We start from the raw sequence: 18417 nt of genomic DNA, 5'->3' as shown, positions 1-18417 counted from the left end.
TACTACCCCTCATTTTATGGAATTTTTTTTCTTACAATAAAGACTCCTCACATAACGATATACAAGGAGTCTTCAAACATAAATCGTACTAGTGTTTTATTTATTTTTAACGGTTTCTTTTGAAGCTCGCTGATACTGAACCCATATGTTCAAATTCTGCTGTGAATGTATCCCCATCCTCTATGACTATCGCCTTTGAAAGAGCTCCAGCTAGAATAACTTCACCAGCATATAGAGAGATACCGTAATTACCTAGGGCATTAGCAAGCCAGGCAACGGCCTGAGCAGGATTCCCCATTACAGCTGCACTTACAGCAGAGTCCAAAAATTCATTATTCCTAAATACATTCATGCCAATTTTGGTGAGGTCAAGCCCATCTATCTTAGCAGATGTTTTTCCGATAACCGCCCCTGCTGAAGAGCCATTGTCTGCTACCGTATCTTCGAACTTGATTTGCCAGTCTCTAATCCGACTGTCAATAATTTCGAGTGCCGGTACGATGTAATCGGTTGCTTCAATGACGTCATTTATTGTTACTCCAGGACCCTTTAAATCTTTTTTTAAGACAAAGGCGATTTCGAATTCAATCTTTGGCTGGATAAACTGATTTAGTCCAATCGTCTCTCCATCCTCATATATCATGTCATTAAGAAGGTGCCCATAATCAGGCTCGTTCACATTAAACATATCCTGCATTGCTTTACTTGTGAGACCGATTTTTTTCCCAACAATTACTGCACCTTTATCCACTTTATGATGAATTTGGTGCAGCTGAATTTGGTAGGCTTCATCCACAGAAATTTCTTCTGTGGATGAAGTAAAGGGAGCAATCGGCTGTTTCTCACTTTCCGCTTCCATTAGTGCTGTAGTAGCTTTTTGAATATCCATTACCATTGCTCCTTTATATCGATGCTATTAAAGCATGGTTGTGATTTTTTTAATTTGATGTAACACTTGATTCCTCTAATAAGGTACGATAGCGTCCGCTATAAAAAAGAAGTGGTTCAGCATCTTCAAGCTTAATATCAGTCACCTTGCCGATAAAAAGGGTATGATCCCCTTCTACGTGCTCAGCAGATACTTCACAGGCAATTTGGGCGACGGCACCAGCTAATACTGGTTTCCCATCAAGACGATCAAAAATGACTTCCCGTGGCTCTTTTATTTGTCCAGCAAAAATCATTGAAAGTTCCTGTTGATCTGCAGCTAAAATATTGACTGAAAATATTTGACTTTGTTTTATTTTCTCAAGGATTTTAGCTTTTTCCCCAATCGAGATGACAACTAGCTTTGGACTAAGTGACACTGACATGAAGGCATTTGCAGTCATTCCGTGCACATCACCCTCGACATCTGTTGCAATAACGGTTACACCTGTTGCAAATTTCCCCATCGCAGTTCTAAATAATCGATCATCCATTCTAATGACCCCTTTCTGCTTTTCCGATTGTATTATCTTAAGTTATCTATTAAACTCTTAGGCTTCGATCGTCGGATTGTTTTCTGGTAGTGTGTCCGTTTGGTCGCCCCAGAAGGTAAATCCAACATCCATTTCATCCAAAGTCCACACGATAGGTTCCCAGTCAGGTTCAAAGATTAAATACCCATTGGTAAACAACTCAACACGTACCCCGCTGCCTGGGTCTACGACATATAAGTACATCGCTTGCGAAATGCCATGCTTACCAGGACCTTTAAACTTTATTCCCTGTTCAGCTAAGATATCAGCTGCACGAAGGAGATCTTGGGCATTATCCAACCAGTAGGCAATATGGTGGATTTGATGTGTTGTTGGTGAAAATGGATCATGACTTACCGCAATATCATGAACCAAAGGTGTAACACTTAACCATGCACCAATTAATGATTCATCTGGTGCTTGCACGCACTCACGCATTTTAAATCCTAACTTTTCCATTAAATAATCAGAAATGACATTTGCCTTTAAAGATGTCAGAATATTGACATGGTCAAATCTTCGAGGAGAAACGCCGCGCGCCCATGATTTATACGTCTGATTCTTTAACACGGACCGTTTGGAAGGCTCTGCTAATGTTTTTTCCATGTCATAATAAATTTCAAAGCGATGCTCACTTGGTAATTGAAAGCGAATCGCTCTTCCTTGGCCCGCTTCTACACCAGCTTCAACCCAATTTACTTCTGTCCCTGCTTCCTTTAGAAGCTGGGCAAATCCTTCAACATCTTCCGGTCGTTTTGCCCGCCAGGCAATGTGGTCTACATACGACTTCTCTCCTGCAGTAATTGAAAGCGTATGATGTTCAAAATCACCCCATGCACGTAAATAATGGGTACCGTTAACTACTTCTGTTTCTTCAAGACCAATTAACTCTTTGAAGAACCAAAGTGATTTGTCAAGATCCGTTGATACTAATGCAACGTGCCCTAATTTTGCGATTTCTGGTAAACTCATACCATATACCTCCTTGAATTTTATGAAAATTATCAATTAATCTAATTTTAGTACTAGTCAGATATTTAAGGTTGCACTTATGAAAAGATTAGTAGAAGGATATTAAACAAAATAAGTATTCGGTTCTTGTCCACACAAGACTCTACCATAAGTTTCAATTAAACTTGATGGAGTGATGAAGCCATGTAAGTGCATGGTTAGAAAATCTCGATAAACTCTTTGAATTGGGTTTGTCTCATACGTGAACATCGAGCCAACCCCAGCAACTAGGAGATCAATCGCTTCTTTACATAATTGGTTCACATAACCAAAGTCTGCTTTTATTTTGACAATTTCATTTTTATCCAATACCTGTCCACGCTCGGCATAGGAATCAATTTTGTCTACAGCTCGATAAAGATGCATCTCAGCTGAATCAATTTTCAGCTGCGCTTGGGCAACCTGGTGATGTGTTATTGGTGCCTCAGCTTGTTTGTTATAGAAAGTATTTCCTATACCCGCTTTTGGAAGCCTTTCCATAAATAAATCCATTGCTGCCTTTGCGAGTCCCAACGCAGGAGCTACAATCGACAAAGTTAGTGAAGGAACAAATGATGACCTGTATAAGGCGACATCTTTTAGTGGCTCAATGAGATAATGGCCTTTACTGGCTAGACGATCTAATGAGACACGGTGATCTGGTACAAACACATTTTTAATATGACAGCTATTACTGCCTGATCCTTTTAAGCCCATTACATACCAGTCGTCAAGGACCTCTAATTCGTTGCGAGGAATAACCATAATGGCCATTTCTACGCCGCCGTTTTCATCAAAGATTGGAAACCCAAAGTAACACCAGTCAGCATGTGGACTTCCTGATACAAACGGCCACTGCGCTTCCTCGATCAAATAGCCGCCATCTACCTTTTTGATTTCACATTTGATTGGCTTAAAGTTTCCTGCTAGGACGACATCTTCTCCTTGTTTGTAAATTTCGCTTAAAGCTTTTTCTCCAAACGTATAAGAAATCATATAATCCCTAATATTACTAAGTGCGACAAACCATCCTGCCGACCCATTTCCACGAGAAATTTCAGTGACAACCTCTGTATATGTCCGCATATCTGTTTGATAACCGCCAAATAGATGTGGACGTAATACTTTTAACGTACCTTCATTTTGCATATCATCAATAATAGCTTTGGGTAATGAATTAGTCTTTTCAATTTCTTCCCCATATTCACGTAATTTTGGAATCAGAGACCTGGCCTTTTCTACCAATTCTTTTTTTATATCCAACACGCTTTGTTCCATTAGAGTACCCCCTGCAAAATAGTGGTTGTTCCTTTTTTCATTAGCCCGTGGAATTAGTTAAATACACGTTGGTTTAAATCAATGTCCTGATATTTTTCTCCTACAAGCTTAGCTACTCGACGCATATGTTTCTCCATTAATCTTTTGGCCATTTTACTGTCCTTTTCTCGTAGACTATAAAAAATAATCCAATGCTCCGTTTGAGACTGTTTTCTTCGCTCATCCGTGAATAATTCTTCTGGGTTTCCTACAAAATTCAGGTAATCCCAAAGTGTCTTCGCGAGATTAAAGGTATAAGTTAACTTTGAGGCTTCATAAATGGTGCGATGAAAATCAATATTTAAGTTGGAGTATTCATCAGCTGATAACCCAGAATTATCCATTTTTGTTAAGATTTCTTCCAAAAAATGAAATTCCTCTTCGTTCAGATTTAATGCAGCCTGCTCAGTCATTAATGCATCTAAATTGGCACAAACCAATAATCGTTCTAAAACCTCTTCTGGGTCAGGTCTTTTTACAAAGACACCAACCTGCGGAATAATTGTGAGAAATCCTTCTTGCTCAAGTTTAGATAATGCCTTGTGGACGGGTGTCCGGCTCATATTTAGTTTTTCCGTAATCTCATTCACATTTATCGAGGTTTCTGGTTCCCAGATTCCTTCAATGATTAATCTTTTAATATAGCGATAAGCCTTATCAATTTTCATATCATACACCTGCTATTTTCTAGGATTAGTTACCCCTATAATATGTTAATTCACTAGCGAGTGTCTATTGTCACTTTAGGATATACTAGAGTTTTATCCTAATCTACTATAATGACGATCAAGGGTGCGTTAGTTTTAGTTTATAGGTCACCATTGAAAAAATCCGATGTTAATTTGATAAATCTTTCTTTTTGTTCGACTTGCGCCCAATGTCCACAGCGCTTAAAGACATGCAGCTGTGCATTTGGTAAATAGTCCATTACATATAGGCTGCTTTGGAGTGGTACAAAACGGTCAGCATGTCCGTGAATTAGTAAAATAGACTGGTCCATTTGTTTCAGTGCTGAAGGCGGGATAAGCATATCCGACAAATGTGATTTCGAGAAATTCTCCTCATATGATCTACGAACTTCGGGCTTTAAAAATAGCTCTAATCGCTCAGACACAATGTTCTCCAATTCATCTTCAAGGATGCTTTTATCAAATAAGAACCAGCTTAATAAATTTTTGAATGCAACTGGATCTGGGTCTTTATGGAAGTTTGCTAGTTTTGCAAGTTCTGGAGTTGGTTCTGTTAAACCGCCGCCAGCCCCCATCAATACTACTTTATCAAATCGATCCGGTGCATACATGAGCAGATGAAGGGCAATGACACCACCGAGGGAATTCCCAACTAAGTTGGCCTTTTCAACCCCTAAATTATCCATTAACAGCAATACCTGTTTGATCCGCTCATTCATCCACTCTACACCATTTTTCGGATAGGTCTCAGGATGATCGGTATTGCCAAAACCGAAAATATCAAGTGCCACTACGTGAAATTTCTCATTAAAATGTGGTAATATGTGCTGCCAGTTTGATTTTGCACTTACCCCTGGTCCGCTTCCATGAAGAAAGATGATCGTTTCGGAGGAGTTGTCACCACCTTCATGAATAAAGGTTTGATAGTTTCCTGTTTGAACCTTCTTTGTTTCAACTGCTGTCATATTCGTTATCCTCACTTTGTAAAATAATTTTTATCATTAATTCTCTTTGACATAAAATTTCAGTATCGTATTATCACTATGAATATAGTGGATAAAATAGTAATAAAAGCGCTTTCTTTAACTAACTATAATTTTACTTTGGTTTATTTAACCTTGTCAATAAATTCTGAATATTTTTTTATTTAGAATTTGGTGAATTCTCCTAAATAAAAAAGAGGATGTCTTAAGCTTTTTGACATCCTCTATTAAATCTTCTATATGTTGGCTCTGTTAAAGTTGCCTGTTGATTTCCGCTCCAGGCACTTCGCTTTCCGCGGGCGGTCCGGGGAGCCTCCTCGTCGCTGCGCTCCTGCGGGGTCTCCCCTGCCCCGTCCTCCCGCAGGAGTCTTCGTGCCTTCCACTCCAATCAACAGGGTGCCAAAATCAACAATAAGCTTTAACACAGCCTATATTTTAGAAATTATTCCAGCAATCTTGCACCAGCCATTGTGCCGCCGTCAATTACTAATTCCGATCCAGTTACGAAGGAAGATTCATCTGATGCTAAGTAAAGAACACCATATCCCACTTCTTCAACTTTTCCAAAACGACCAAGCGGAAGTTGATCCATTAGGTTTCTGCGGACAATTTCATTTTCAAGCGCATCTTTTACAAGGTCAGTCATGATAAGTCCCGGATAAACGCTATTGACTCGTATATTGTCCCGTGCATATTCAATAGCCGCTGTTTTCGAAAGTGATCGTACGCCCCCCTTTGCTGCACTATAGTGAGCAAAGCTCCCTCCCCTAAGAGCGGCAATCGAAGCTATGTTAACAATCGAACCACTGCCATTTTTCTTCATATAAGGGATAACAGATTGGATACCAATAAAAGTTCCAGTTAGATTTATTTCAATCATCTTATTCCATTCTATTAATGTGATGTCTGACATTGCTGTTTCCTTATGTATTCCAGCATTATTTACTAGAATATCAATTTTCCCAAAGGACTCAATTGTTTTTTCTATTACCACTTTCCAATCAACTTCTGAAGAAATATCATGTTGCATCGCGATTGCGGTGCCATTACTGTTATGGATTTCCTTGACAATCTTAGCTGCACTTTCAAAGTCTATATCTGTGACAACAACGGACGCTCCCTCTTTGGCGAATAATTCTGCTTCAAACGCTCCCTGTCCATTACCGGCGCCCGTGATTATAGCCACTTTACCTTCTAATCTCTTCAATCAACTCTCCCCTTTCTGCACAGTCTATCATTTATTAACCTGTTTATTTTCTTCGGATGATAGGAAGGTAGAATTATGGGATATGATGTTACCCATGCCACCGCCAACAAAGATTTTCTGCCCTGTCACATAGTCAGATAATCCTGACGCTAAGAATAAACACACACCTGCAATATCCTCAGCCGTCCCCATTCTGTGCATCGGAACTTCTTTTTTGGAAAGTGCTGCTGTAAATTGATCTCGTTCAGGACCAGGAGACATTAATTCATCCCAAAAAGGAGTCATAATCGGACCTGGCGAAATGACGTTAACATGGACTCCTAGCGGCGCAAGTTCAAATGCGAGATTATGGGTAAGACTCTCCACCGCACCTTTGGCAGCATGGTAATGCAGTACAACCGTATAAGCATTAAATGCCCCCATCGAAGAGAAATTAACGATTTTTCCATATCTTTGTTTTTTCATGTACGGTAAAATTTCCATAATTGGATTAAGGGTACCATTAAGATTTAACTTTATGGTTCTGTCCCAATCCTCCATGTTAATATTTTCACTGCTCCCGTTAGCACCAAAGGTACCTCCTGCACAATTTACTAAAATATCAATTCTGCCAAATTCCTCCATCGCCTGATCTACTGTTGCTTTAATCGTTAATTGATTAGTGACGTCTACCTGATTATAGGCGCGAGCTTGTCCTCCGGCTGTTTGGATGTTATCAGAAACGATCCGGGCAGCATTAAAATCCAAATCGGCAATGACTACGGTCGCGCCTTGTTCGGCGAATTTTTTAGATGTAGCTTCTCCCATGCCCTTTGCTCCACCAGTTATGACGGCTATTTTATCTTTTAACAGCATTTTATATCCCCCTTTGCTTTTTGGATTGATGTCTATATTCCTCTTACACCGCCATCAGATACGATGGATGTACCAGTCATATAGGATGATTCATCAGAAACCATGAATAAAATTGTTTTTGCCTGTTCTTCTGGTGTGGACATTCTGCCCAATGGGATGATTTTTTCCATGTGAGGGGTATTCGGATTATCGGCAATCATTTCCGTATAGACGACACCCGGCAATAAGCAATTCACCCGGATGCCTTTTCCGGCATACTCAGCAGCCACTACCTTTGACATATGGGTGATTCCTGCTTTAACAAAACTATAGAGTGCATGGGTAGGCATGACACTGACCGCAGCTAAAGAGGTCACATTGACAATGTTTCCTGAAGACCGTTTTTCCATATGCGGGAGGACCAACTGCATGGCACGGAAATAAGAATACGCATCAAGTGCAACGAATTCATCCCAATCACTGGTTGTTAATTCAATAAATGGTTTTTCAATAATTCTCCCTGCATTATTGATAAGAATATCAATTTGACCAAATCTCTCTAACGTACTATCTACTAAATTTATGATTTGTTCTTCGTCCGTCATATCTGTCTGTACGAAAATCGCTTCTCCTCCCTGGCTATTGATGGAATCAACGATTCTTTCTCCGTTTTCTCTTCTTCTTCCGACAACTACAACTTTTGCACCCTCTGCAGCAAATAATTTAGCAGTTGCATCGCCAATTCCGGAGGTACTGCCCGTTACAATCGCAACTTTATTTTGTAATCTTTGTAATGAATTCCCCATCATACGTCCCCTCTCATGTAATAATTTTTTTCATATAAAAAGCTAAAATGATGAATTTTCTACTCATCATTTTAGCTTTTTCTTTGTCATTGACTTAGAGTAGCCTCAATATCCCTTTTCGGCTTCATTACCGAAATAGCCCAAATGATTGCTAATGCAACTAATCCAATTGCACTAACTGCTAATGGAAATCTACCTATATCTTGGTTAAATATATTTTGAATCACTTGAAATCCAAAAGGCCCTAAAATCCCTCCAATCCCTTGCCCTGCAACCACTAAACCTACATTTGAAGGAGCACCTACTGGAGTTAACTCAGAAACCCTAGTAAATACTCCTGGAATGCCAATACCCATCGCAAAGCCACCGAATACACTTCCAATTAAGATCATTGTTAGAGTTGGAGAGTAGTAACAGATGGCCATTCCAACACCGGTCATTAAAACAGCAAGCGGTAAATACATGGTTGGAAGTTTGTGTTTTATCTTCCCAAAAAGGAAACCAGCTATTAAAGTACCAAAAGTAAAGATGGATATAGCCAAACCAGCTTCTGTGGCATTACCTAATTTATCCGCTTGGATGACAACTGATATATTTACTACATAGCCAAAAATTAGCGCTGAATAAAAGACCTGTCCGAGACTTACCCAATAGATTGCTTTTGGCAATTTAATCTTTACGGCTGCCTGTTTACTATCGACTATAGCTACCTGTTTCTTCTCAGGCTCGGGCAGGTAAAGAATTGTAATAGCAAGAATCCAAATAGGGAACAGGTAGGTTAGGAAACCATAATGCCACCCATAAGCATCCGCTAAGATCCCTCCAACCAATTGGAAGAAAATTGCTCCGATACAGGCAATCGTTGATGTACCAAATCCAATCAAGAAATCTCTTTCTCTTCCATCAAAGAAATCTGTAATAACGTCCACCGATAACGGCATTGTAATCCCGACACCAAGCCCTAAAATCCCTCTCATAGCAATTATCAACCATAGGTTATCAATAAATGTTGGAAGGACTCCTCCGATGATGAAAAGGCTTAAGCCTACAAACAATAGTGTTCGCTTCTTGAACATTTTGGAAAGTTTACCATAAAAGAGAGCAGGAACAATTTGTATTAATCCTGGAAAAGTAGCAACTAACATAACAATTGTGGGGTCATATTGTGGAAATGCCTTAATGATGTCAGCCATTATTGATCCTGCTACCCCTGCAGCAACATCTTGGAAAGCAAGAATAACAACCAAAAACTTAAGAAAATTTCTGCTGATGGTCTTTACTGCCATTGTTAAACCTCCCATATCATTTCATAAATGTTTTGAAATAGATAATGAATCCGCTTTCAAAATAAAACAAAAATTTCGAGCAGGTTGTTTTGTTGGCCATCAAAACAACAGAACTAAAATTTTAATTTTACGTTTATTACTTTTTTAATTGTATAAAACGGTAAAAAAGCGCTTTCTTTTACTAACTGTAATTCTACACACCAAATAAATACTTGTCAATATATTCTAAATATTATTTATTTTTGGAATTATAGTCGTTATTTCGCGAAAACACTAAAAAATGCCCTGAAAATTTCAGGGCATTTTTTACATATCGTTATCAAGTAAAATTTTACTGATAATCTTTGCTTATCGAGTCTATTTTATATAATCTTTTCAAAAATTAGTAAAAAACTAACCAATCTGCTTAACCCACCAATTACTCTTCTGCTAACAATCGGTATTTTCCACTAAAATAGATTAATGGCTCAGAATCTTCAACTTTAAGATTGGTTACTCTGCCAATAAAAAGTGTGTGATCACCTTCATCATGCTCCGCTGATACTTCGCAAACAATTTGAGCAGTTGCTCCTGGTAAAACTGGTATACCCTCGAGGCGGTCAAACACAATTTCTTGTTGATTTTTCGACTGTCCCGCGAAAATCTTTGATAATTCTTGTTGATCTGCCGCAAGTATATTGACTGAAAAGCTTTTACTTTGTTTTATTTTTTCAAGCATTTGTGCTTTTTCAGCAATTGAGATTACGACAAGTTTTGGATTTAGAGAAACAGACATGAATGCATTCGCAGTCATTCCATGGACATTTCCAGCCACTTCCGTTGCGACCACCGTTACCCCTGTTGCAAACTTTCCCATTGCGTTTCGAAATTGACGATCATCCATAATTTCACCTCGCTAATTTTTATTTTTCTTTATTGCCTTTTTTTTCAAACGACGATACATCCGATATCCTTTTCGCACCGCATCGACGATAAAAAATGGGATAGGCGGATGATATTTATATATATATGGTAAATAAATCTTGTAATAAGCTTTTTTTAAATCTTTCCATTTTTTGCAGTACCCTTGTTTATAAAAATCAGAAATATCAACAATATAACCTCTCCCCTCAAACATGACGACATTCTTGCCGTGAACATCATAGGGATTTAATCCAACCGACCTCGCATAATCCAAACCTGAATCAATATCCTTTATGACAGCCTCAGGGATTGGAACTCCCTTTACCACAGCATCAAACAAGGTAATACCGTTAAGCTTTTTTAAGATTAAATAATTTTCCCCATAATCATAAAGTGAAGAATAACTTTTATGATTTCCTAACCTCTTGTAAACATCAATTTCTTTTTTAAGCTCCTCGGGGCTTCGACCATAAACTTTTACCACCCACTCTGGATGAGCATCAAGTGTAAAGACCCCAGCATAATTGCCGCTCCCGATCGTTTTCCATAACGGTGACATATTTTTTACAATGATGGGGTCAAACGGACTATCAGACGTTAATTGTATTCTTGGTAATAATTCTGTTTCTATTAAATTTATATACTCTGCTTTTTGCATTTGCACACCTTCTAATCTATTAGGCATTCATTTTTTGAAAAGGGTTAATCTAAGAAATGATTTTCTCCACACATCTTACCACTATGTTAGATAAAATGTTCAACTAATTTTATTCAAAATTTAATGGAAATTTCTTATAAGCCATTATACACTATTAGTTAACAGAAAAATTTAGTATTCATTTGGAAATCCCCTTTTACCGCTCTTATTGAGTATACAGGTAAAGGGACAAATAGAGAGGGTTGCCATGACTTTTCCCATTTTAAATACGAAAAGACTTAAATTAATTGAACTAACACATCAGCATGTAGATTATCTATACGAGATTTTATCATTAGAAGAAGTGACCCGTTTTTATGGAACAAATCGTTTTACTTTACCTGTCGAAGCTTCAAGATTAATTGATATGTTTCATAAGAACCTGGTTGATAAACGTGGAATCCGCTGGGGTATCAAATTAAAGGAAAATCAAAGGATCATCGGCACTGTTGGTCTTAATGGTTTACATCTAAAAAATAAGCGCGCAGAAATTGGTTATGAGCTTCATCCCGACTATTGGAGGATGGGCTATGGTTCAGAGGCGATTAAAGAAGTGATCCGCTTTAGTTTTAATCAATTGGATTTATTTCGAATTGGAGCTATAGTTTACCCTGAAAATATGTCATCCGTAAATTTACTAATTAAGCTAGGCTTCACGAAGGAAGGTTTACTACGAGGGTATATCAATCAAAATGAGCAATTTCATGATACGTTTGTATTATCATTATTAAAACCAGAATGGAAGAAAAGCCAGGTTTAATATCCTGGCTTTTCTTATTCCTGAAAGTATTCCTTCATTGCTTTAGCATTTTTTACTTCCGTATCATGATAATACGGATTATTTTCTGAAGTATCTTTTGGGTCAAGATTTGTTTTAATAACTAACATTGGCGAAGGAGAAATTTCAGCGATAATTCTGTCATTTAATTGTTCAAAATCAGGCATATTTTTATTTCCAGGCTGTCTGGGTTCCATAGTAACACCTCCTTAAAATAGCTTGCTGATTTTAGCATCTAATCATTCTTAAATCAGAATTTTTCCATCCTTTTTCCGAAAAAAGAAAAAAACTAGGAAGTAAAAACCTCCTAGTTAGTTTTATTCTTCTTCTGAGCCGACTAAGAAATCAGGATTTAACTCCTCGAATTCTTCATCGTCTACGTCCATTCCCCACTCATCGTCATTGTCCTTGCAGCCTTCAGAACTGACGCGAACACAAACCTTAGTCTCGCCAATCACCTCTACAAGGAATTCCCTTTCGACATGGACGATGATTCTGTTACCATTAGGGGAAATGACCGCTTCACAGCAATTAGGCTGCTGTAGCACTCGAGCACTTATTTCATTGTCATCGAGGCAGTCATGGTCACGATACTTTAACTTAATGACATCTGTATATTGGACACGTTCTGTAACAACTTCTGTTTTGGTATTGTCATTAAATGAATACCAAACATTGATGTCGTAAGAGCCATGTATCTCTACAGTCTTGCCAACCTTTTTCGCATTGTATTTATGGTTGATGATCCAACAGCCAAGTATACTTGTTGGACTATGCGCCGGGCTAATCGTATGATTGGACTGGGTGAATTTACGTCCTTTCGCTACTACGGCCTTGGTAATTATCTCTCTATAGTCTCCCATTTCGCGCGAACCCTCCTCATTCATTTTCATTTCATCGTATGCATGATATAAGACTAGTGTGATATTTATTTTGATGAGTGCTGGATAAAAGTTTAGTCATAGTTCATTTTATGCGGGATTTATAGGTGTGTGCCTTCCTAGCCTGTACTTAAAACGAAGGTTAATAAAATGGCAGGAATCAGGGGAATATAAAAGTGGATAAGATTTATAAAAATGGCTCTGTTCAACTTGGCTGTTGATTTTCGCTCCAGGCGCTGCGCTTTCCGCTCCAATCAACTTACTTGGTTATAAATCAACATTGACCTTTAACAATGCCTAAAAAAAGCCAGGCTTTGTTAAAAGCCTGACTAGAATATTAATGATCGTGATCGCAATCGTCGTGACCTTCACAAGCACCGCCGCCATTTTGCATGCTAGATCCAGTTTCTCCTAACAATACATCGCCGCCCGTTGAAATGATAATTTCATCGGTTACAGTATTCGAAATGGTTGAGGCAATGATTTGTAGCAATTCATTCACTTCTAATTGTGATTGCTTGAAATCCTGGACCACAGGTATTTCATCCAACTCTTGCTCAATTGAAGCAATTTTATCTTCTACCTTTTTTAGTGCTTCTGGTTTTCCATAATGCTGAAGGTTTACAGCCTGCTTTTGCAATCCCTTAATGTCAGCTATTAAGGTATGAACTTTCTTATTTTCATTTAATTGAGCCTCTGCTCGTTTAAAAAAGTCAACTTCTTCTGTTTCTGCAATCATCCGTGCTAAATCAGTTGCACGTGCAACGATATCGTCTTTTGTATATTTCGCCACTTTACTTCACCTCTGCTGGTTCTAGTTCTTCCACCATTTCTCCATTTAATGACCATGTTTTTGCTTGTGTAATTTTCACTTTTACAATCTTGCCAATCGCTGATTTTGGTGCAACAAAGTTTACAAGCTTACTCCTAGAAGTGTAGCCTGCAAGAACATCAGGATTGTTTTTACTTTCCCCTTCAACAAGAACTTCAAGGATTTGGCCTTCATGTTTTTTCATAGCTTCTAATGAAAGCTCATTCACAAGAGCGTTTAGGCGTTGTAAACGTGCTTTCTTCACTTCCATCGGAACGTTATCCTCCATTTTTGCAGCTGGAGTACCTTCACGCGGAGAATAAATAAATGTATATGCTAATTCATAACCAACTTCACGATAGAGGGACATCGTTTCTTCAAACTGTTCGTCTGTTTCGTTTGGATAACCAACGATAATATCCGTTGTTAAAGCAACATTCGGAATGGCCGCTTTGATTTTTTTAACAAGCTCTAAATATTGTTCTCTTGTATATTTACGAGCCATGATTTTTAACACATCAGTTGATCCTGATTGCACTGGCAAATGGATATGATCCATTAAATTGCTGCCTTTGGCAAGGACCTCAATTAGACGATCATCAAAGTCACGCGGATGGCTTGTTGTAAAACGAATCCGTGGAATATCAATTTTTCGCAATTCATCCATCAGTTCACCAAGTCCATAAGTTCCGTCCTCTAAATCTTTTCCATAGGCATTCACGTTTTGACCAAGCAAAGTAACTTCTTGGTAGCCTTGTGCTGCTAGATGACGAACTTCTTGGATAATTTCTTCTGGACGTCGGCTTCGTTCTTTCCCACGTGTAAAAGGTACGATACAATACGTACAGAATTTATCACAGCCGTACATGATGTTAACCCATGCTTTAATATTTCCACGGCGTACTTTTGGAAGGTTTTCAATCACGTCGCCTTCTTTTGACCATACTTCAACAACCATTTCTTTTGACATATATGCTTCATGCAATATATTTGGTAAACGATGAATATTATGGGTACCAAAAATCATATCGACCTGATGGTAGGTTTTGAGAATCTTATTAACTACAGATTCCTCTTGAGACATACATCCACAAACACCGATAAGTAAATCAGGCTTTTCCAATTTCAAGGACTTTAAATGGCCCAGTTCACCGAACACTTTATTTTCTGCGTTCTCTCTGATCGCACATGTATTTAAAAGAATGACATTGGCATCCTCCGTGCTGTCGGTTGGTTCATAGCCTAATGCTAAGAAAATCCCAGCCATTACTTCAGTATCATGTTCGTTCATTTGGCAGCCATAAGTACGGATATAAAATTTCCGCCCCTCGCCCATTCCACGAAATTCTTCAGAAATAGAAAAATCATTATGGTACTTTACTTCTTCTTTTCCGCGTTTCTTCGCTTCTGTTAAAGAAGGTGCAGTAATTACTTGTTCAAAGTACTTGCTGTAATCCTTGGCGGATTTTTTGTCCGAAGAATTAACAGACTCGACTTTCTGACCTTCTAAACGTTGTTTTTCATTCATTTGTTCAAATGCCCCTTTCTTTTCATATTACGTAATTCATCTATTAAATTTTTAAGATTTTAATCTGTGCAAAAGATGAATGAAGACTTCAGACTTTCTCCGCACATTATTATAGTATAAAGGTTAACTTGATTGAAAACAATAGAAAATCCCGTGACGTCAAGTCACGGGATTTTGCTTGTATCATTAAATAAATTCAGAAACTAATTTATCAAAATAATTTTGGTCAAGATTAAGGTCAGCTTTAGATAACGGTGCTTCCGAGTAGCCCGTGATCAGTTCTTGATAAGACTTACGCTCAGTATTTTGATAAATAAGTCCTGTAACAAGACCATTATGCTTCATTAATGTCTGCATCGCATCTTCGCGATTTGAAGGGTCATAACCCTCTATATCACTAAGTTTTGTTAGATTTTCTTTAAACCAATCATAGGTGTTCACTTTATTATAAGTAACACATGGGCTGAAAACATTGATTAAAGAAAATCCTTTGTGTTTTAAACCGGCTTCAATTAAAGCAGTTAAATCTTTTAGATCTGTAGAGAAACTTTGTGCAACAAATGTTGCTCCTACAGTCAACGCCATTTCCATCGGAGAAATTGATTGCTCAATCGACCCCATCGGAGTTGACTTTGTTTTAAAGCCAGTAGCTGAACGTGGAGAAGTTTGACCTTTAGTCAAACCATATATTTGGTTATCCATAACGATATAAGTTATATCAAGATTACGACGAATGGCATGAATCGTATGCCCCATCCCGATCGCATAACCGTCACCGTCACCACCAGAGGCGATAACAGTTAAATCACGATTAGCCATTTTAACACCTTGTGCGATTGGAAGTGAACGACCATGAATCCCATGGAAGCCATATGAATTAATATAACCGGAAATACGTCCTGAACAGCCGATTCCAGAAATTACAGCTAAGTTTTCTGGCTCTAAGCCTACATTTGCTGCCGCACGTTGCATTGCCGCTTGTACGGAGAAGTCGCCACAGCCAGGGCACCAGTTCGGTTTTACATTGTTACGAAAGTCTTTAAAAGTGGCCATTTAGAACAACTCCTTACATTTTGTATATACTTCGTGTGGTAGGAACGGATTACCATCATATTTAAGATGCTTAGTAATTTTTTCAGCATGTCCAACATTCATTTTCATAATATTGGCTAATTGTCCAGTTGCATTGTTTTCCACTACAACAACTTTCTTCGCAGAACGAACAAGCGGAAGAACTTCGTCAGTTGGGAACGGATGGATCAAACGAATATGGGCATGATTTACTTTTAAGCCGTCTTTCTCTAAACGAGTCATTGCTTCTTCAATAACACCACGAGTCGAGTTAAAACCTACAAATAGTACATCAGCATCTTCGTGCTTAACATTTGTATATACTGGTGTATTAAAGCGGATATTTTCGACCTTCCGGAAACGCTTATCCATTTGCGCAATTCGGTTTGGAGCAGATTCCGATGGTTTACCAGTCTCATCATGCTCGACACCTGTTACGTGATGAATACCATTTTTCATACCAGGGATTACACGTGGAGAAACTCCGTCCTCTGTTACTTCATAGCGTTTAAAATATGCATTGTTTTCATTAGCGGGTATGTCTTCTGTTACTAATTTTCCACGTCTGATTTCAACCTTGTCATAATTTAATGGTTCAACCGTTTGTTTACCCAAGGATAATTGTAGGTCAGATAAAATAATGACTGGACATTGATATTCTTCTGCTAAATTGAATGCTTCAGCTGTATCATAGAATGCTTCTTCAACAGTGCTTGGAGCCATTACAATTTTCGGAATTTCACCATGTGTTCCATAAATCATCGCCATAAGGTCTGATTGTTCTTGTTTTGTTGGTAATCCTGTTGATGGACCGCCACGTTGCGTGTCAACAATTACTAGTGGCGTTTCAGTAATACCTGAGAGGCCAATTGCTTCCATTTTTAAAGATAATCCTGGACCTGCTGAAGCAGTAATTGTACGAACACCGCCGTAGTTTGCTCCAATTGCCATTGTACATGCAGCAATTTCATCTTCGGTTTGAATTACAGTTCCACCTAGTGCAGGTAGCTTTTTAATCAAATATTCCATTATTTCAGAAGCTGGTGTAATTGGGTAGGCTGCCATAAAACGGCATCCGCCTGCAATAGCTCCAAGAGCAATAGCGTCATTTCCTATCATGAACATCCGCTTTTTGCCATCAGCCTTTTCAAGCTCCATTGTTTGGATGCCAACTGCAAGATTTTCCTTCATTTTATCAAAGCCAGCTTTGATCGCATCCATATTTTTTGCAACTACTTGGTCGCCTTTTTTACCAAAAATCTCGCGAACTACTACTTCAAATACATTAATATCTAAGTCTAATACAGCAGAAGTTGCACCAATTGCAACCATGTTTTTCATTAGAGAAGTTCCGAGCTCTGTGGCAATTTCAGTAAATGGAACCGCATACAATGTAGCTTCAGTATCTTCCGGCTTCTTTGGATTGAATTTTGCATCAGCAAGGATTACTCCTTTACTGTGTAATTCTTTGTAGTTTACATCAATAGTTTCCTGGTCAAATGCTACAAGGATATCTAAGTCATCAGAAATAGAACGAACTTCTGTAGTACTAACTCTGATTTTATTGTTGGTATGACCACCTTTAATACGTGAAGAAAAGTGACGATAACCATACAAGTAATATCCCAGGCGATTCAGTGCAATAGCAAAGATTTCCCCAGTACTTTCAATACCTTCCCCTTGTTGTCCTCCAACTTTCCATGAAAGTTGATTGATCATGACTTACACCCCTTTGGATATGTAAAAATAAGTAGTTTTGATGATCCATTTATTAGTTTAGCACTATTCCGAGTAAATCACTAAAAATTAGCCCATTTTATATAAAAAGACTAATAAAAAGTAGAAAGGATATGTACTAAACGCTTACAATTCTAGACCTATGAACTAAAAATTGCAACCCTTAAAAGCGAAATAATGTTTAAAATATGAATATTTTTTTATTATTTGAAATATACTTGCTTTCTACAAGATAACAAATAAAAAAACATAATTTATCCGCATTATACGGCGTTTTGCAATATTAATTCAACCTATGCACATTCATGATTTGAAATTTAAAAATTATTAAAGGTTATGGTAGAATAATACTTTAATAAGTAAATATCATTTAATACCAATTAGTGAGAAATAAAACCTAAAAAATACCTGCTTGTAAAACAAGCAGGTAAAGGTAAAT

Annotated in this window: 19 protein-coding genes; 1 reads left to right on the top strand and 18 read right to left on the bottom strand. The window is 38.0% G+C overall.

Going from position 1 to position 18417, the window contains the following annotated elements; all coding sequences use genetic code 11:
• Positions 1–106 precede the first annotated feature (106 nt).
• The 12 genes from CCK98_RS09970 to CCK98_RS09915 form a co-directional block, all read right to left on the bottom strand.
• Positions 107–889: a 2-keto-4-pentenoate hydratase gene (locus CCK98_RS09970; RefSeq protein ID WP_088086443.1), complete on the bottom strand. Its 783-nt coding sequence runs from the start codon at positions 887–889 to the stop codon at positions 107–109.
• Between the two features lie 49 nt (positions 890–938).
• Entirely contained in the window at positions 939–1421 is a 483-nt protein-coding gene (locus tag CCK98_RS09965) for a flavin reductase family protein (protein WP_088086442.1), read from the bottom strand.
• 57 nt (positions 1422–1478) lie between these two features.
• Positions 1479–2432, bottom strand: a complete 954-nt coding sequence (locus CCK98_RS09960) for a VOC family protein (protein ID WP_088086441.1) — start codon at positions 2430–2432, stop codon at positions 1479–1481.
• A 102-nt stretch (positions 2433–2534) separates the two neighbouring features.
• Positions 2535–3728: an acyl-CoA dehydrogenase family protein gene (locus tag CCK98_RS09955; protein WP_088086440.1), complete on the bottom strand. Its 1194-nt coding sequence runs from the start codon at positions 3726–3728 to the stop codon at positions 2535–2537.
• A gap of 53 nt (positions 3729–3781) precedes the next feature.
• Positions 3782–4435 carry a GntR family transcriptional regulator gene (locus CCK98_RS09950; RefSeq protein WP_088086439.1) on the bottom strand — a complete coding sequence of 218 codons (654 nt, stop codon included), beginning with the start codon at positions 4433–4435 and terminating at the stop codon, positions 3782–3784.
• Between the two features lie 140 nt (positions 4436–4575).
• Positions 4576–5421 carry an alpha/beta fold hydrolase gene (locus CCK98_RS09945; RefSeq protein WP_088086438.1) on the bottom strand — a complete coding sequence of 282 codons (846 nt, stop codon included), beginning with the start codon at positions 5419–5421 and terminating at the stop codon, positions 4576–4578.
• A 460-nt stretch (positions 5422–5881) separates the two neighbouring features.
• Positions 5882–6646 carry an SDR family NAD(P)-dependent oxidoreductase gene (locus tag CCK98_RS09940; RefSeq protein ID WP_088086437.1) on the bottom strand — a complete coding sequence of 255 codons (765 nt, stop codon included), beginning with the start codon at positions 6644–6646 and terminating at the stop codon, positions 5882–5884.
• 27 nt (positions 6647–6673) lie between these two features.
• Entirely contained in the window at positions 6674–7501 is an 828-nt protein-coding gene (locus CCK98_RS09935; RefSeq protein ID WP_088086436.1) for an SDR family NAD(P)-dependent oxidoreductase, read from the bottom strand.
• Positions 7502–7533: 32 nt separating this feature from the next.
• A complete protein-coding gene (locus tag CCK98_RS09930) occupies positions 7534–8289 on the bottom strand; it encodes an SDR family NAD(P)-dependent oxidoreductase (protein ID WP_088086435.1) in 756 nt (251 codons plus the stop codon).
• Between the two features lie 83 nt (positions 8290–8372).
• Positions 8373–9572, bottom strand: a complete 1200-nt coding sequence (locus CCK98_RS09925; RefSeq protein WP_088086434.1) for an MFS transporter — start codon at positions 9570–9572, stop codon at positions 8373–8375.
• Between the two features lie 418 nt (positions 9573–9990).
• Entirely contained in the window at positions 9991–10455 is a 465-nt protein-coding gene (locus tag CCK98_RS09920) for a flavin reductase family protein (protein WP_088086433.1), read from the bottom strand.
• A gap of 12 nt (positions 10456–10467) precedes the next feature.
• Entirely contained in the window at positions 10468–11133 is a 666-nt protein-coding gene (locus CCK98_RS09915; protein WP_088086432.1) for a serine/threonine protein kinase, read from the bottom strand.
• 247 nt (positions 11134–11380) lie between these two features.
• On the opposite strand from CCK98_RS09915, the gene CCK98_RS09910 reads away from it, so the two are divergent.
• Complete coding sequence (locus CCK98_RS09910) at positions 11381–11932, top strand: GNAT family N-acetyltransferase (RefSeq protein WP_088086431.1); 552 nt, start codon at positions 11381–11383, stop codon at positions 11930–11932.
• Positions 11933–11946: 14 nt separating this feature from the next.
• On the opposite strand, the gene CCK98_RS09905 is transcribed toward CCK98_RS09910, so the two are convergent.
• The 6 genes from CCK98_RS09905 to CCK98_RS09880 form a co-directional block, all read right to left on the bottom strand.
• Positions 11947–12147: a hypothetical protein gene (locus CCK98_RS09905; RefSeq protein ID WP_088086430.1), complete on the bottom strand. Its 201-nt coding sequence runs from the start codon at positions 12145–12147 to the stop codon at positions 11947–11949.
• Between the two features lie 120 nt (positions 12148–12267).
• The gene (locus tag CCK98_RS09900) at positions 12268–12813 is read right to left on the bottom strand and encodes an outer spore coat protein CotE (RefSeq protein WP_088086429.1); all 546 of its coding nucleotides are present in this window, start codon (positions 12811–12813) and stop codon (positions 12268–12270) included.
• Positions 12814–13168: 355 nt separating this feature from the next.
• The gene (locus CCK98_RS09895; protein WP_088086428.1) at positions 13169–13624 is read right to left on the bottom strand and encodes a RicAFT regulatory complex protein RicA family protein; all 456 of its coding nucleotides are present in this window, start codon (positions 13622–13624) and stop codon (positions 13169–13171) included.
• 1 nt (position 13625) lies between these two features.
• The gene (gene miaB / locus CCK98_RS09890; RefSeq protein ID WP_088086427.1) at positions 13626–15170 is read right to left on the bottom strand and encodes a tRNA (N6-isopentenyl adenosine(37)-C2)-methylthiotransferase MiaB; all 1545 of its coding nucleotides are present in this window, start codon (positions 15168–15170) and stop codon (positions 13626–13628) included.
• 186 nt (positions 15171–15356) lie between these two features.
• Entirely contained in the window at positions 15357–16223 is an 867-nt protein-coding gene (locus CCK98_RS09885) for a 2-oxoacid:ferredoxin oxidoreductase subunit beta (protein ID WP_088086426.1), read from the bottom strand.
• Complete coding sequence (locus CCK98_RS09880) at positions 16224–17960, bottom strand: 2-oxoacid:acceptor oxidoreductase subunit alpha (RefSeq protein WP_088086425.1); 1737 nt, start codon at positions 17958–17960, stop codon at positions 16224–16226. It lies immediately after the preceding gene.
• Positions 17961–18417 lie beyond the last annotated feature (457 nt).

The organism is Bacillus sp. OV166, from assembly GCF_900177675.1.
In the GTDB taxonomy this organism is placed as follows: Bacteria; Bacillota; Bacilli; order Bacillales; family Cytobacillaceae; genus Neobacillus.
This window is presented reverse-complemented; position numbering and strand designations above follow the sequence as displayed.

Excerpts from the sequence above, each read along its gene's own strand:
- CCK98_RS09910 (WP_088086431.1), top strand. The coding sequence starts at position 11,381 with ATGACTTTTCCCATTTTAAATACGAAAAGACTTAAATTAATTGAACTA.
- CCK98_RS09970 (WP_088086443.1), bottom strand. The coding sequence starts at position 889 with ATGGATATTCAAAAAGCTACTACAGCACTAATGGAAGCGGAAAGTGAG.
- CCK98_RS09935 (WP_088086436.1), bottom strand. The coding sequence starts at position 7,501 with ATGCTGTTAAAAGATAAAATAGCCGTCATAACTGGTGGAGCAAAGGGC.
- CCK98_RS09965 (WP_088086442.1), bottom strand. The coding sequence starts at position 1,421 with ATGGATGATCGATTATTTAGAACTGCGATGGGGAAATTTGCAACAGGT.
- CCK98_RS09925 (WP_088086434.1), bottom strand. The coding sequence starts at position 9,572 with ATGGCAGTAAAGACCATCAGCAGAAATTTTCTTAAGTTTTTGGTTGTT.
- CCK98_RS09920 (WP_088086433.1), bottom strand. The coding sequence starts at position 10,455 with ATGGATGATCGTCAATTTCGAAACGCAATGGGAAAGTTTGCAACAGGG.
- CCK98_RS09900 (WP_088086429.1), bottom strand. The coding sequence starts at position 12,813 with ATGGGAGACTATAGAGAGATAATTACCAAGGCCGTAGTAGCGAAAGGA.
- CCK98_RS09930 (WP_088086435.1), bottom strand. The coding sequence starts at position 8,289 with ATGATGGGGAATTCATTACAAAGATTACAAAATAAAGTTGCGATTGTA.
- miaB (WP_088086427.1), bottom strand. The coding sequence starts at position 15,170 with ATGAATGAAAAACAACGTTTAGAAGGTCAGAAAGTCGAGTCTGTTAAT.
- CCK98_RS09915 (WP_088086432.1), bottom strand. The coding sequence starts at position 11,133 with ATGCAAAAAGCAGAGTATATAAATTTAATAGAAACAGAATTATTACCA.
- CCK98_RS09880 (WP_088086425.1), bottom strand. The coding sequence starts at position 17,960 with ATGATCAATCAACTTTCATGGAAAGTTGGAGGACAACAAGGGGAAGGT.
- CCK98_RS09955 (WP_088086440.1), bottom strand. The coding sequence starts at position 3,728 with ATGGAACAAAGCGTGTTGGATATAAAAAAAGAATTGGTAGAAAAGGCC.
- CCK98_RS09885 (WP_088086426.1), bottom strand. The coding sequence starts at position 16,223 with ATGGCCACTTTTAAAGACTTTCGTAACAATGTAAAACCGAACTGGTGC.
- CCK98_RS09960 (WP_088086441.1), bottom strand. The coding sequence starts at position 2,432 with ATGAGTTTACCAGAAATCGCAAAATTAGGGCACGTTGCATTAGTATCA.
- CCK98_RS09945 (WP_088086438.1), bottom strand. The coding sequence starts at position 5,421 with ATGACAGCAGTTGAAACAAAGAAGGTTCAAACAGGAAACTATCAAACC.
- CCK98_RS09905 (WP_088086430.1), bottom strand. The coding sequence starts at position 12,147 with ATGGAACCCAGACAGCCTGGAAATAAAAATATGCCTGATTTTGAACAA.
- CCK98_RS09950 (WP_088086439.1), bottom strand. The coding sequence starts at position 4,435 with ATGAAAATTGATAAGGCTTATCGCTATATTAAAAGATTAATCATTGAA.